11 protein-coding genes are annotated in these 15133 nt (G+C 63.1%); 6 read left to right on the forward strand and 5 right to left on the reverse strand.

What is annotated here, in order from left to right; genetic code table 11:
- Nucleotides 1–157: 157 nt before the first annotated feature.
- Nucleotides 158–889, forward strand: coding sequence for a hypothetical protein (locus KUV41_RS00565; protein ID WP_261395872.1), 732 nt, complete (start codon nt 158–160; stop codon nt 887–889).
- Between the two features lie 14 nt (nt 890–903).
- Here KUV41_RS00565 and KUV41_RS00570 read toward each other — a convergent pair whose 3' ends face one another.
- Nucleotides 904–1527 (reverse strand): TetR family transcriptional regulator, encoded by a 624-nt coding sequence (locus KUV41_RS00570; protein ID WP_206944332.1) that lies wholly within the window; start codon nt 1525–1527, stop codon nt 904–906.
- Nucleotides 1528–1709: 182 nt separating this feature from the next.
- On the opposite strand from KUV41_RS00570, the gene KUV41_RS00575 reads away from it, so the two are divergent.
- Nucleotides 1710–2744 carry a succinylglutamate desuccinylase/aspartoacylase family protein gene (locus KUV41_RS00575; RefSeq protein WP_206944329.1) on the forward strand — a complete coding sequence of 345 codons (1035 nt, stop codon included), beginning with the start codon at nt 1710–1712 and terminating at the stop codon, nt 2742–2744.
- Between the two features lie 85 nt (nt 2745–2829).
- Here KUV41_RS00575 and dusA read toward each other — a convergent pair whose 3' ends face one another.
- From dusA to KUV41_RS00595, 4 genes are all read right to left on the reverse strand, one after another.
- Nucleotides 2830–3831, reverse strand: a complete 1002-nt coding sequence (dusA, locus tag KUV41_RS00580) for a tRNA dihydrouridine(20/20a) synthase DusA (protein ID WP_222483673.1) — start codon at nt 3829–3831, stop codon at nt 2830–2832.
- A 181-nt stretch (nt 3832–4012) separates the two neighbouring features.
- The gene (gene ampC, locus KUV41_RS00585) at nt 4013–5179 is read right to left on the reverse strand and encodes a class C beta-lactamase (protein WP_222483675.1); all 1167 of its coding nucleotides are present in this window, start codon (nt 5177–5179) and stop codon (nt 4013–4015) included.
- Nucleotides 5180–5529: 350 nt separating this feature from the next.
- Nucleotides 5530–6228 (reverse strand): glutathione S-transferase C-terminal domain-containing protein, encoded by a 699-nt coding sequence (locus tag KUV41_RS00590; RefSeq protein WP_206944323.1) that lies wholly within the window; start codon nt 6226–6228, stop codon nt 5530–5532.
- A 334-nt stretch (nt 6229–6562) separates the two neighbouring features.
- Nucleotides 6563–7471, reverse strand: a complete 909-nt coding sequence (locus tag KUV41_RS00595) for a LysR family transcriptional regulator (RefSeq protein WP_222164354.1) — start codon at nt 7469–7471, stop codon at nt 6563–6565.
- A 178-nt stretch (nt 7472–7649) separates the two neighbouring features.
- Here KUV41_RS00595 and KUV41_RS00600 point away from each other — a divergent pair, with 178 nt between their 5' ends.
- From KUV41_RS00600 to KUV41_RS00615, 4 genes are read left to right on the forward strand one after another with little or no spacing between them, the layout of a single operon-like run.
- The gene (locus KUV41_RS00600; RefSeq protein WP_222483676.1) at nt 7650–9158 is read left to right on the forward strand and encodes a CoA-acylating methylmalonate-semialdehyde dehydrogenase; all 1509 of its coding nucleotides are present in this window, start codon (nt 7650–7652) and stop codon (nt 9156–9158) included.
- 23 nt (nt 9159–9181) lie between these two features.
- Nucleotides 9182–10852: a GMC family oxidoreductase gene (locus KUV41_RS00605; protein ID WP_222483677.1), complete on the forward strand. Its 1671-nt coding sequence runs from the start codon at nt 9182–9184 to the stop codon at nt 10850–10852.
- 54 nt (nt 10853–10906) lie between these two features.
- A complete protein-coding gene (locus KUV41_RS00610; RefSeq protein ID WP_222483678.1) occupies nt 10907–12481 on the forward strand; it encodes a BCCT family transporter in 1575 nt (524 codons plus the stop codon).
- Between the two features lie 60 nt (nt 12482–12541).
- Entirely contained in the window at nt 12542–15052 is a 2511-nt protein-coding gene (locus KUV41_RS00615; RefSeq protein ID WP_222483679.1) for a CoA transferase, read from the forward strand.
- Nucleotides 15053–15133: the final 81 nt, after the last annotated feature.

Genomic DNA, 15133 nt, shown 5'->3' on the forward strand with positions numbered 1-15133 from the left:
CGCTTGCTGCAGCGCAACACGTTGTCCGGTAACGAAAAAATCCACACCGCCCGGTCGAGGTTTGACGTAGAGAGCGCTATGCTTTTATCAGACACTAAACGAGTGGCATCGGCTGCTGGGCAGGTGGAAGGCCCACCCTTCGCCACGGGAGAGACGTATGAATATCGCGATCATCCAGGAAACGGCATTCAGCTTTCCGCTTGTTCTGTTCACGCTGCTACTGCCCGTGGTCCTGATCTACTGGTTGCTGGTCGCCGTCAGGGTGGCACCGTTGCAGCTGTTTGAGCGCGATAGCCTGAGAGACGACCACCTGGCCAGCACCATGGTGTCGCTTGGGTTTGCTGGCGTGCCCGTCACCATGGCGCTTTCTGTGTTGTTCGTGTACGCGGCGGTCATCACGCTGGTTGCCGAGCTACTGGTGTTGCGCTGGTTTGATCTGGCGCTGGTGATCGTGCCTTTGGCTATTGCGGTATTGTGGGGAGCCTTTGCTCTTGCGTCACCACTTGCGGCCAAGAGTTGCCGCGCGTTGTTGCGTCATTACCGTGACCGGCCTTCTTTCAACCAGCGGTGCCTGCTGGGTGAGCGAGTGCAAGTGGTGGGCTTTGTCGATCAGCAGGGATGTTGTCGAGCGGTGCTGTGTTCCGATGGCACGCGGGAGGTTTGCCTCAGGGGCAAGCCCGGCTCAATGCCCAAGGAAGGAGAGGTGCGGGTGCTGGTCAAGTACCTGGATGAACAAGATGGATTTCGCTCAGTCGCCGAGCGCGAGTTTCTCGATGCGCGCACGCGCCTGGTGCGACTCAAGCTGATCGAGCGCCATGAGCCGGTGCCACCCCAGGACAATGCCGAGAGCAGGCAACATCGTCATTACCACGGACATCACCAGCACTGACCGGTGCTGCGCTGCTATGGCGTCTCACTGCTGCCGATCAGGGTGATAAGGTCATCCACCAGCGCCGGGCCGCGCTGGCTGAGCGAGAACGCATCGGGTACCCGCAGCCATTCCCAGAACAGCCCGCTGAGGGCGTAGTGGAACAAGTCAGTGGCGCGCTCCGGGCTCAGCCCTGGGCGCAGCTGATGGCGCTCTTCTGCCTGTTGAAACTGCCGCAGCAAGGCCTGACAGGTTTCTCTGGCTATCTCTGCCTTTGCCTGCAGCGGGTCGAAGTCATCGGTACGTTCGCAATGGTGCAGCAAGATGCCGTGCACACGTCGGTGTCTCGGGGTATCGCACTGCTTCAGGCCGGTGTGGCAGCCCAAGCGCACCGCTTCCAGTGGCCGATGGCCCACCTCTGCATGATCAAGGTTGTTCAGCAGGTCCTCAAAGGGAAGGTGAACACGTTCCAGCATGGCGCGGAACAGATCGCCCTTGTTGCGGAAGTGCCAATACAGCGCGCCGCGGGTCACCCCCGCCCGTCGTGAAATCTGGTCCAACGAGGCACGTGCCACGCCGCGTTCGAGAAACACCTCCTCGGCGGCATCGAGCAGGGCGGCTCGGGTAGCGGCAGCTTCTTCCTTGGTACGGCGGGCCATGTGGGCGGGCAACTCCAGCGGTATCGTCAAGTAACGTATTCTACCGGACTCACCGAATGAGTTCAGTGACGTCGATGAGTGATGCGAGGTAAATTGGACTCGTTTTGGAGACGGCGTGGGCGTATAAGAACGAACATGCCGTCCTCCTGTAGACGGACCGATAAGGTGACCAAGGAGCCTGTATGGCGAGAGCCCCTTTTGAACTGGCCGGAGTCACGGTCAAGCCCGGCAGTCGCGCGCAGATCGATGTGCCCGTGGCCAAGCTTTATACCCACGCCCCTTTGGATATCCCCGTAGAAGTGGTCCACGGACGGCAGGCAGGTCCTACCCTGTTGGTATGTGGCGCCATTCACGGCGATGAGATCAACGGCGTTGAAATTGTCCGTCGGCTACTGCGCTCCCGCCAGATCAACCGCTTGAGGGGCACCCTGATCGCGGTGCCTATCGTCAATATTTTTGGATTCGTGCAACACAGCCGGTACCTGCCTGATCGACGCGATCTTAATCGCTGTTTTCCCGGGAGTGAGTCGGGGTCTTTGGGCGGGCGTATTGCGGCGCTGTTTCGTGAACAGATCGTCGATCACGCGACTCACATCATCGATCTGCACACGGGCGCGATTCATCGCACCAACTTGCCACAGATTCGCGCGCAGCTTGGCGATGCCGGCGAAGAAACGCGACGCATGGCGGATGCCTTCGGGGCTCCGGTCATCCTCAATGCGGAACTGCGCGAGGGAAGCCTTCGCCACTATGCCCAGAGTCGCGGTACGCCGGTGTTGACCTATGAAGCGGGTGAAGCACTGCGCTTTGACGAATGGGCGATCACCGCAGGGGTTCGCGGCGTTCAACGGGTCATGCGCAGGCTTGGAATGCTCACCGGCGAGCAGCGCCGTCGCGCACCGCCTGCCGCTGAAGTCGCCAATGGATCGAGCTGGGCCAGGGCACCTATCGACGGCATTCTGCGTCCCAAGGTGCGACTTGGCGCACGGGTAGCCAAGGGCCAGGTACTGGGGAAGGTAGCAGACCCCTTCGGCGAGACCGAAGGCGAGGTCTTGGCCATGGCTGACGGCATCGTGATCGGCATGAGTCGACTGCCTCTGGCCAACGAGGGGGAGGCGCTATTTCACGTCGCTCGGTTTGATGCCATCGAAGAGGCCGAGAGTGCCATCGAGACGTTTCAGTCCAGCCTGGAACCACCGCCGGACGCCCTGTATTGACGTTCCTGGGGAACCTGATGCCAACCAGCGGCCGAGCCTCGTGCTCGGCCGCTGGCGTTTAATGCCTTCAACACGGCAGCAAGGCTCAGGACTCGACGGTGTCGGGTACCAGTCCCAGCGCATCATCGAACACGGCTAGACCGGCACCTTCCTTGTGGGCGTTTTCGGAGAGGTGACGACGGAACTTCCGGCCGCCAGGGCAACCCTGGAAGAGGCCCAGCAGGTGGCGTGTCATATGGTTGAGCTTGGCTCCTTCCTCCAGGCGACGCTGGATGTAGGGGCGAAGCGTCATCGCTGCCGCATGGCGGCTCTGAGCCGGGCCAGGCACCCCGTAGAGGGCCTCATCGACCTGGGCCAAGAGCCACGGATTTTGATATGCCTCGCGTCCCACCATGACGCTGTCGACGTGCTCAAGCTGCGCTTCGCACTCCGTCAGGCTTTTGATGCCGCCGTTGATCCCGATATGCAGGTCGGGCCGGTTCGCCTTAAGGCGATGGACACGTGGATAGTTGAGCGGCGGCACATCGCGGTTTTCCTTGGGCGACAGCCCCTGCAGCCACGCCTTGCGCGCATGCACGATGAACACTTCACAGCCCGCGTCGGCGACCTTGGTAATGAAGTGCTCCAGGTCTGCGTCCTCATCCTGATCGTCGATACCAATACGACACTTCACCGTCACCGGGATCGACACGGCCTCACGCATGGCGGCCACAGCCACCGCCACCTTATCGGGATGGCCCATCAGGCAGGCGCCGATCAGGTTATTCTGCACGCGATCACTCGGGCAGCCGACGTTCAGGTTGACCTCATCGTAGCCCCACTCTTGAGCGATGGCCGCGCACTCCGCGAGCTCGCCCGGATCGCTGCCCCCCAGCTGCAACGCCAGAGGGTGCTCCACCTTGTCATAGCCAAGAAACCGTTCACGAGGGCGACCATGCAAGATGGCACCGGTGGTCACCATCTCGGTGTACAGCAGCGCCTGGCGCGTCAGCGCACGCGCGAACACCCTGTAGTCGCGGGTAGTCCAATCCATCATCGGTGCCACAGAAAAGCGGCGGGCCTGGGCCAGGGGATCGTGGTCAGTCATCGGGTTCACGGGTCGGAGCTGAGAGGGCGCGTAGTGTACCAGCGTTGGTGGGCCGGTTTCATCGCTGGTCTGCCTGCGCAACATTCACCGCTAGCTTAGGCAGCTGGCGGAGGACCATCACGGGCGATGGTCCTCCGCCTATCTGCTCTTATCGGGCATGGTGTGCCCTTTGGTCTTTCGGTTATTGGTCCAGGGAGTTCAGGATCTGCCAGGCGGCTTCTACCCGTTCGCCGTTGGGGTAGCGCTTGTTGGCGAGGATAACGATGCCTTGTTCCCGGGAGGGGATAAAGGCGGCGTAGGCGCCAAAGCCGCCGGTGGAGCCGGTCTTGTGATACCAGCGCTGGGGCTGAGGCTCGCCAGAGGTTGCCAGCATGGTAGCGGCCTGGGGCTCGAGGGCCATCTCGGCGGTGGTGCCTGCCATCAGGGTCTCCAGTGTCGTTGGCAGGGCATAGCTTTCCCAGCCCAGGCCCTGCTGCATGTCACCGACGGCGGCGTAGCCGTGATGGGTGGTCAGCAGGGCTTTTGCCATGCGCTGGTCGTCCGGGGTGTTCTGGTTGCCTTGATAGGCATCGATGTTGGCCTGGATGAAGCGGGCCATGTCCAGCGTCGTGGTCTTGATGCCGTAGGCCTCGGCATCCAGCGGGCCTGGGTTGACGCGTACCGGCTCATCACCGTTGTAGCCCTGGGCGTAGTGGTGGGCCTGGTCGTCGGGCACCGTAAGCCAGGTGGCACTGAGGCCAAGTGTGGGCAGCACGCTGTCCTGCATCAGCTCAGCGAAGCTTGCTCCGTAGCTCTGGGCTGCGAGCAGGCCGAACAGGCCGATGCTGGGGTTCGAATAAAGTCGCTGGGTGCCGGCGGCGAAGTCCGGCTGCCAGTTCACGAAGTAGTCGTGAATGGTGTCGTCGTCTACGCCCGCGGGAAACTGCAGCGGGAAGCCACCGGCGGTGTAGGTGGCAAGCTCTGCCATGCTGACCTCACCGACCGGTCGGCCGCTGAAACGGGGCTCGATGCTGGCGGCGGTGTCATTCAGCGCGAAGCCGCCGTTCTCGTGCACCCAGGCACCCAGCGCCGCGGTAAAGGTCTTGCTGAGTGAGCCAACCTCGAACAGCGTGTCGTTGGTAAGCTCGGCGGTGGTGGCGGTGCCGGATTCCTGCGTCGCGACGCCGTAGTGGCTGAGGCACACCTCGCCTGCATCGATCACCGCTACCGACATGCCGGGAATCCCATGCCGGTCCATCAACGCCTGTGCTGTCTTGTCGAGCTGAGCGTTCTGGCAAGCTGGCGGACTTGCGTAAGCGAAGGACGACAGCAGTAGAGCGCACAGGGGGGGCAGGTGACGCAACGTCATGACAAGCTCCAGATGAGCCGGCATTAGCTGCCGGGGTCGTGAGAAGGGGGCGATAGTGTACAGCTGGCGGCCCGGTCGGAGCCGCTCAACGGGATTATCGGCTTATTGTGCTGTACACGTCATCTCTCACCCGCTCTCACCAACCCTAATTGTCTTTTACGTTTCCAGATCTCACTGTTAGGGCTTCGTTCTTGGTCCCTCTTTACCCCTTCTCTTTGTCCTCTCTCTTTGCCACCCTCGCTTTTCCTCCTTTCTTCCCTTCGCGCTATGGCCCTGACGGTATAAAAGACCGCTTGTAGTTTGAGCCCGCCGAGTCGTAGTTGGAGAACTATGTTGCCGGCGGGAGGGCTTTAGCTAGGGACCGTCAGGCCGCGTTGCACTGCTGGACGCTCGAGGAAGGCGCTGAGTCCCCGCTTGACCTGGAGGAAGTCGTCGTAGCCGACCAGCTCGCCGGCACCGTAACGCTCAACCAGGTTACGCACCCATGGGAAGATTGCGATATCCGCTATCGAGTAGTCATCTCCCAGCACCCATTGGCGGTCTTCCAGCTGCTTGTCGAGCACACCGAGCAGCCGTCGGGCCTCGTCGAGGTAGCGCTGCAAGGGTCGCTTGTCCTCGAACTCCTTACCGCCGAAGAAATGGAAGAAACCGACCTGGCCAAACATGGGACCGACGCCGCCAACCTGAAACATCAGCCATTGAAGGGCCTGATAGTACGCCTGGGGGGACTGTGGCAGCAGTTGCCCGCTCTTGTCGGCGAGATAGAGCAGAATGGTTCCTGACTCGAACAGCGTGAGTGGCTTGCCCTCCGGCCCGTCCGGGTCGAGGATCGCCGGAATCTTGTTGTTGGGACTGAGAGAGAGAAACTCCGGAGAGTGCTGGTCCTTGCTGTCGAAGTTGATTCGGTGAGCCTCGTAGGCCAGCCCGATTTCTTCCAGCATGATCGATATCTTGACGCCATTGGGCGTCGGCAGGGAGTAGAGCTGGAGGCGATCCGGGTGACTGGGGGGCCATTTCTGGGTAATCGGAAAGCGAGACAGGTCAGTCATGGGGCGTTCCTTCGTCCAGGCGGAAGAGTGCTTGATGGTATCACCGCTGGCAGCCGGTTAGGCGCCGGGTCTGCGCCCAAAGAAGCACGCCACATCCCCTTGCAAGGGCGCGTGGTTCGGCGTCGCTGACAAGGCGCGTCCTCTGGCGCCTTAAACTAGGCGTGTCCTCGGGCGCCTTAAACTAGGCGCGTCCTCGGGCGCCTTAAAACTAGCCGCGTCCCTGGGCGCCTTAAGCTAGGCGCGTCCTCGGGCGCCTTAAACTAGCCGCGGGCCTGGGCGCCTTTAAGCGAGCCTCGTCACTGATCTCTGTGTAGGTGCTTCCAGCCGGCGGTGGTTAGTGGGGCCGACTGGGCCAGACCTGTTCAAGGGTTTCCAGCGCCGCTTGCAGTGGAGCGTCAGCGGTACGTTCTCGCCGCCAGATGAAACAGAGCGCACAGTCCAGCGCCACTCCCTCGACGATGGTCAGGCCGCTGCGTTGGCGCTCGGCCAGGGCTAGCGAATCACGGGCCAGGCTAAGTCCCACTCCGGCGCGTACCAGGTCGAGCATGCAGGCTTCCTGGTCGACCTGGGCGACCCGCCTGGGCGTCACGCCGCTTTGCTGCATGGCGCGCTTGAGCAGGCGATGGTGCACTGAATCTGCCGGTGTGACGATCCAGGGCAGGCTGGCCAGGACGGGCCATGCCGTGTCCGCAACCCGTGACTCCCAGCCAGATGGGGCCACCACATGATAGCGAAAGTGCGTCAGTTCAACGTGTGCCAGCGCCGGTGAGGTGCTGCTGGCACCGACACCTGGTGGCGCCAGATAGAAGGCCGCGTCCAGCTCCCCTCGCTCGACCCGTGACAGGGCGACACCACTCATGCCATGACGCAGCTCAGTTTCGAGTTGCGGCGCGCGCTCGACCAGTACCTTGAGGAAGCTGCCCAGGCGGATGAACTCAGGATCGATGATGGTGCCGATTCTCAGCAGACCGCGCACCGTCGTGTGCAGTGAGCGGGCCATCTGATCGAACACCCGGGCGCTCTCCAGCGCCTTCTCGGCGGTGGGCAGCAGTGCCTGACCGTCCGCGGTCAGCTCCAGTCCCTGGGGGCGGCGGTGGAACAGCGTCAGACCCAGCGTTGCCTGCAGCTGCTTCAACTTTAGGCTAATCGCCGGCTGGGTGAGGTGCAGTGCCTCGGCGGCCCGAGAGACGCTGCCGAGGCGCGCTACCGTGACGAATGCTCGCAGTGTGGGGTAGTCCTGCATGGCGCCTTCCTTTAATCGAGCGTGATATTTGAAAACTTTATATCTGGGTTCCAAATAACTCAATTGCTCCGATCCCCATCAGCGATAGGCTGTACAGCGACAAGACGAGCAGGCTGGACACCTTTTTGCAGACGCCCAGGCTCGATTTACTTAAACAATGCTTATAAAGGAGTACCCCATGACCTCGACGATTCCTCACTTTATCGGCGGCCAGAGAGACGAAGGTGCATCCCTGGGCCATCAGGACGTCTACAACCCGGCGACCGGCCAGGTCAGCGGGCGCGTGGCGTTGGCTTCCGCCAACGAGATCGACAAGGCGGTGGAGGTGGCCAAGGCGGCCTTCCCGAGCTGGGCCGACACCCCGCCCATCCGTCGCGCCCGGGTGATGTTCCGCTTCCTCGAATTGCTCAACGCCAACAAGGATGCCCTGGCCGAGGCGATCACCCGTGAGCACGGCAAGGTCTTCACCGACGCCCAGGGCGAGGTGGCACGGGGTATCGACATCGTCGAGTTCGCCTGTGGTATACCGCAGCTGCTCAAGGGCGACTTCACCGACCAGGTCAGCACCGGCATCGACAACTGGACCCTGCGTCAGCCGCTAGGCGTGGTCGCCGGCATTACGCCGTTCAATTTCCCGGCCATGGTGCCGATGTGGATGTTCCCGGTCGCCATCGCCGCCGGCAACAGCTTTATCCTCAAGCCCAGCCCCACCGATCCCAGCGCCTCGCTGATGATGGCGGACCTGCTCAAGCAGGCCGGGCTGCCCGACGGTGTGTTCAACGTGGTCCAGGGCGGCAAGGAAACGGTGGACGCGCTGATCGATCATCCTGACGTCAAGGCGCTGTCCTTCGTCGGTTCCACCCCCATCGCCAACCTGATCTATCAGCGTGGTGCTGCCCTCGGCAAGCGTGTGCAGGCCCTTGGTGGCGCCAAGAACCATATGGTGGTGATGCCCGACGCTGATCTCGACAAGGCGGTGGATGCGCTGATCGGTGCGGCCTATGGCTCCGCCGGCGAGCGTTGCATGGCCATCAGTGTGGCGGTGCTGGTCGGTGATGTGGCCGACGATGTGGTGGCGCGGGTCGCCGAGCGGGCACGCAACCTCAAGGTCAAGGACGGCATGCAGCTGGACGCCGAGATGGGACCCATCGTCACCGCCCAGGCCCACCAGCGGATTACCGGCTATATCGACAAGGGCGTCGAGGAGGGTGCCGAGCTGGTAGTTGATGGCCGCGACTTCGACGCCAGCCATACCGGTGAAGGCTGCAGCGAGGGCTTCTGGATGGGCGGCACCCTGTTCGATCACGTGACGCCAGAGATGACGATCTACCGCGAGGAGATCTTCGGCCCGGTGCTGGCCTGCGTGCGCGTGCCGGACGTGGCCACCGCCATCGAGCTGATCAACGACCATGAGTTCGGCAACGGCGTCAGCTGCTTCACCGAGAGCGGCAAGGTGGCCCGCGAGTTCGGTCGTCGTATCCAGGTGGGCATGGTCGGTATCAATGTTCCGATCCCGGTGCCCATGGCGTGGCATGGCTTCGGTGGCTGGAAGCGTTCGCTGTTTGGCGACATGCATGCCTACGGCGAAGAGGGCGTGCGCTTCTACACCAAGCAGAAGTCGATCATGCAGCGCTGGTCCGACTCCATCGAGGCGGGCGCGGAGTTCGTGATGCCGACCGCCAAATAATGCCCTGAACCGAGGGATTCGCGATGACAACCGCACAACAATACGACAGCGAGTTTGACTATATCGTGGTCGGAGCAGGCACCGCCGGGTGCCTGCTGGCCAATCGCTTGAGCGCCGACCCGAACAACCGGGTGCTGCTGATCGAGGCCGGTGGTCGCGACAACTACCACTGGATCCACGTACCGGTGGGCTACCTGTACTGCATCGACAACCCGCGCACAGACTGGCGCTTTCGCACCGATCCAGACGCGGGCCTCAACGGACGCTCGCTGCTGTACCCGCGCGGCAAGACGCTCGGTGGCTGCTCGAGCATCAACGGCATGATCTACATGCGCGGCCAGGCCCGGGACTACAACCACTGGGCCGACGTCACCGGCGACGAGCAGTGGCGTTGGGAGCACTGCCTGCCGGCTTTCATCCAGCACGAGGATCATTATCGCCTGGACGAGGGCGGTGACGCCGACGCCGCCCACCGGGACTTTCACGGTCACGGTGGCGAGTGGCGCATCGAAAAGCAGCGGTTGAACTGGCAGGTGCTGGATGACTTCGCCGAGGCGGCGGTCCAGGCGGGGATTCCACGTACCCAGGACTTCAACCGTGGCAGCAACGAAGGCGTCGATTACTTCGAGGTCAATCAGCGCTCCGGCTGGCGCTGGAACACCGCCAAGGCGTTTCTGCGTCCGGCGCTCAAGCGGCCGAACCTGACCCTGTGGCACTCCACCCAGGTCAACCGGCTGATCGTCGCGGGCGGCGAGACTGACGGCGAGAAGCGCTGTGAAGGGGTCGAGGTCAAGCGCGAGGGCACCACCCAGGTGGCCAGGGCGCACCGTGAGGTGGTGCTGTCCGCCGGCGCCATCGGTTCTCCCCAGATCCTGCAGCTCTCCGGCATCGGGCCCGGTGAGCTGCTCAAGCAGCACGGCATCGACGTCGTCCACGAACTGCCGGGGGTCGGCGAGAACCTGCAGGACCACCTGCAGATTCGCTCGGTGTATCGGGTCAAGGGCGCCAAGACCCTCAACACCATGGCCAGCACCCTGTGGGGCAAGGCCGGTATCGGGGTGGAGTACCTGCTCAAGCGCACCGGCCCGATGAGCATGGCACCGTCGCAGCTCGGCATCTTCACCCGCAGCAGCGACGAGCATGAGCACCCCAACATCCAGTACCACGTCCAGCCCCTGAGCCTGGAGGCCTTCGGTCAGCCGTTGCATCCCTATCCGGCGGTGACCGCCAGCGTCTGCAACCTGAATCCGACCAGCCGCGGCAGCGTCAGGATCCAGAGCGCCGACCCGGCCCAGGCGCCGTCCATCGCCCCCAACTACCTGAGCACCGACGAGGACCGGCGGGTGGCGGCGGACTCGCTGCGCGTCACCCGCAGGATCGCCGAGCAGCAGGCCTTCGCCAAGTACGAACCGGAAGAGGTCAAGCCCGGCGTCCAGTACCAGACCGATGAGGAGTTGTGGCGGCTCGCCGGAGACATCGGCACCACCATCTTTCACCCGGTCGGTACCACCCGGATGGGACAGGCCGACGACCCCATGGCGGTGGTCGACTCGCGCTTGCGGGTGAGGGGGATCCAGGGGCTGCGGGTGGCGGACGCCGGCGTCATGCCGACCATCACCAGCGGCAACACTAACTCGCCTACCTTGATGATCGCCGAGCGAGCGGCAGGCTGGATGCTCGAGGCCGGCGGCTGACACCGGCGTTCTGCGCAGCCAGCGTCACAACAACAAACGATAAAGGTATCCCTGATGAACGCGCCAGAGTCTCACTCCGATCAACACGCCGACCGGCTCGATCTGCGGGTCTTCGTGCCCGCCGTGCTGGTCATCGCGGGTCTAATGCTGCCTATCATTTTATTTCCAGAGTCGGGAGCCGCACTGGTCAATGCGGCCTTCGCCTTCGCCACCGGGCGCTTCGGCTGGCTGTATCTGCTTGCCGGCATCGCCGTGGTGGTCTTTCTGGTGGGACTGGCCATCAGCCGCTACGGCAACGTGCGACTCGGCGGCCCCGATGACAAGCCCGAGTTCTCCTACTTCAGCTGGGTGGCGATGATCTTTGCCGGGGGCATCGGCATTGCCATCGTCAACTGGGCCTGGGTCGAACCCATCTACTACTTTACTGGCCCACCTTTTGGCGTCGAACCACGTTCCCAGGAGGCGGCAGAATGGGCCTTGACCTACGGCCAGTTCCACTGGGGCTTCACGCCCTGGGCCTTCTATTGCCTGCCGGCCATCCCGATCGCCTACTCGATGTTCGTCCACAACCGTCCCGGCGTCAGGCTGTCCGTGGCCGCGCGGGGGGTGATGGGCCGTCATGCCGATGGCTGGTGGGGCGCGCTACTGGATGCGGTGGTGGTTTTCGGTATCGTCGGTGGTGTCGGTACCTCGCTGGGGCTTGCGGTTCCCCTGGTATCGCAGCTGCTGAGCGGCCTGCTCGGGGTGTCGCCGTCATTCATGCTGGATATCGCGGTGCTGCTGATCTGGACGGCTATCTTCTCCGCCAGCGTGTGGTTCGGCCTGGCCAAGGGCATCAAGATCCTGTCGGACATCAACGTGCTGCTGGCGGGAGTTCTGCTGGTGTTCACCCTGGTGGTGGGTGACTCCCTATTCATGGTGGAAGGCTGGGTCAACAGCCTCGGCAAGATGGTTTCCAATTTCGTGCCCATGAGCATGTGGACCGACCCGGTGGGGGATTCGAGCTTCTGGCGCGACTGGACGGTGTTCTACTGGGCCTGGTGGATTGCCTACGCCCCGATGATGGGCCTGTTCGTCGCCCGCATCTCGCGCGGTCGCACCATCCGAGAGCTGATCATCGCCGAAATGGTGTTCGGTTCCCTGGGATGCTGGGTGTTCTTTGCGGTGTGGGGCGGCTACGCGCTGGACCTGCAGATCTCCGGCGCCCTGGATGTGGCGGCCATTCTGTCGGCTGGGGGCATCCCCGCTGCCGTCGAGGCGATCCTCGGTACCCTGCCGATGTCCGGCCTGATTACCACCTTGTTTGTGCTGCTGTGCTTCATCTTCCTGGCGACGACCCTGGATAGCTCTGCCTATGTGCTGGCATCGGTGACCTCGCGCAAGTTGTCCGGCTATCAGGAGCCGCAGCGCAAGATCCGCCTGATCTGGGCGTTTCTGATCGCCGGCGTCGGAGTGGCGCTGATTCAACTTGGCGGGCTCAAGCCGGTACAGACCTCCACCATTGTGGTGGCGCTGCCGATGATCCCCGTGCTAGCGATCCTGGCCTGGTCTCTGGTGCGCTGGCTGCGCCAGGACTTCGCCAAGAAGGTCCTTGAACCCCACCTGGTCATCGAAGACGGCAAACACTGACGTCACCGAGGGGGCTTAGGCCTCCTCCCGTTGCCACCCTTGCTCTACAGGAAGACCCCGATGTCACCGAATCCTCATTCCCAACTGCCGCTCAAGGACGTCAAGGTCATCGACTTCGGTCAGTACATGGCCGGCCCTGCGGTGGCGATGATCCTTGCCGACCTTGGCGCCACGGTCATTCACGTGGACCCGCCCGCGGGGCCCATGTGGGAGTCACCGGCCAACGCCACCTTGCAGCGCAACAAGCTGATCGTGACGATCGATCTCAAGACCGCCGAGGGCCTCGAACAGGCGCTGACGCTGATCGAAGAGGCCGACATCGTGATCGAGAGTTTCCGGCCCGGTGTCATGCAGCGCCTGGGCATCGACTTCGCTGCGCTGCGCGAAGAGCGCCCGGAGCTGATCACCCTGTCGATGCCGGGATTTGCCTCCAACGACGAACTGCGCCGTGACTGGCGGGCCTTCGAGAGCGTCATCGCCGCCCACTCGGGGGTGTTTACCGACATGGGGCTGAACCGGGTATTGATGGGCATCAACCCGTCCTTCTCGCCGCTGCCGCTGGGCTCGGCCTACGGCACCATGCTGGCGGCTACCGCCGTCACCCTGGCGCTGCAGGCGCGTGAGCGTACCGGTCTCGGCGACGAGATCGAAGTCCCCATCGCCTGCGCCCTGATGGAAGGCCTCTGCTACAACTCCATCAAGATCGAGGGCCAGCCGGAACGCTACAAGACCCAGCGCGAGAAGGAGATCGAGCGTCGCCGCATCGAAGGCGCGCCGATGAACCTGGACTACGACGAACTGCAGGAGCTGCTCGACCCCTTCTATCGCAGCTACAAGTGCAAGGACGGGCGCATGTTTTACGTGGTCTGTCCGAGTCACAAGGAGCACGCCAAGCGCTGCCTCAAGGTGCTTGGTCTCTACGATGAGTTGGTGGAGGAGGGGCTGGTGGAAGAGCCCGACACCTATGCGCCCACCAGCCAGTGGCAGAGTGACGTGTCGCTTGGCGTCTACCCACTGCCTAAGCGTTGGGCGGATCATATCGCCGCGCGCATGAAGGAGGTCTTCCTGACCCGCACCTCCAAGGAGTGGGAAAAGATCTTCGGCCGAGGCAAGTTCCCCGGCGCACCGCAGCGCTGGCTGCAGGAGTGGATCCACGACGACCACGCCGAGACCGCTGGGCTGATGATCGAAGTGGACGATCCCGAATTCGGCCTGATGACCCAACCCGGCCCGATGGTCTGGCTGCACGACAGCGGCCATGAAATGCTCACCCCGACGCCGCGCCGCTGGGTATCGTTCGACCAGGCGCTGGCGGTGCTGCATCGCATCGAGACCAAGCTGCCTCGGGTACGTGCCCGTAACGCCAAGGACGGCTGGCTCGAAGGCGTCAAGGTGCTGGATCTGTGCAACGTCATCGCCGGTCCCCACTCGGTGGCCTTTCTGGCACGCTTCGGTGCCGACATCATCAAGGTGGACCCCGCCAAGCCCTTCTACGACTGCTGGAACACGGTCATCTTCGGCCTGTCGCATATGCGTTCCAAGCGCTCCATGCTGACCGATATTCAGGTGCCTCGGGGGCGTGACATCCTAGATGAGCTGATCCGCCAGAGCGACGTGGTGGTGTGGAATGCCACCGACAAGCAGGTGGAGCGGATGGGGCTGACCGAGGCAGACATGCAGCGCATCAATCCCGAGGCGATCTTCTGCCAGCTCGACTGCTTCAGCGGGGTCAAGCCGGGTCCCCGGACCAACTACCTGGGCTACGATGATCTGGTGCAGGCCACCACCGGCATCATGCTGCGCTTCGGGGGCAGCATGGATACGCCGGAAGAGCATGCCCACGTCGGCACCATCGACGTGATGTGCGGCTTCGGTGCCTCGCTTGGTGTCGCCACTGCTCTGTACCAGAAGCTGCGCACCCGCCGGGTCAGCCGGGTCAAGACCTCGCTGTCGGCGCTCAGCGGCCTGGCCCAGATGCCGTTCTGCTACGACTACGAGCGGCGCGGCCTGTTCGACGAGCCCTCTGGTCGTGAACTCAACGGCTACGACGATCTGTCGCGCTTCTATTTCACCGCCGACGGGGTAGTGCTGATCAGCGCCTACGAGCGGGACCTGCACAAGTTCGCCCTGGTACCGGGGATCGAAGGGGTGGTCGATGTGGCTCCGGAGGAGCGAGCGGCCTATCTGGCACCTCGCTTTATCAATGCGGTGGCCACCGACTGGGTGGAGCGGCTGCAGAAGGCCGGCATCGCTGCGGCGGTGTGCGAGAACATCGAGGCCCTGCGCTCCTACAATTCGCGGCGCTGGGACAATACCCCGGGCATCGATCGTGGCAGCTATTCCTTCACCGTCTACGACGAGCACCCCAGCGGTCATGTCATTACGCAGCTTGACCCCTATGCCATCCGTCCCAAGCGAGGGCGCATCTATCCGCTGGCGCCGTCGGAGAAATACGGTAGTTCGAGCCGTCAGGTACTGGAGGAGTTGGGGCACAGCCCCGAGGAGATCGAGCGGTTGATCACCGAAGGCGTCGTGTCGGAGAGCTGGAGCGAGGAGTATCTGCCGACCTGAGAGGATGTCTGCTCAGGGTATTGTCTTGAGCCCACCAGACGGGGAAGGGCTCCCCGTCCGGTGGTTTGCGTCGTGGCGGGG

This window comes from Halomonas sp. DP8Y7-1 (assembly GCF_019801685.1).
Taxonomy (GTDB): domain Bacteria; phylum Pseudomonadota; class Gammaproteobacteria; order Pseudomonadales; family Halomonadaceae; genus Halomonas; species Halomonas litopenaei_A.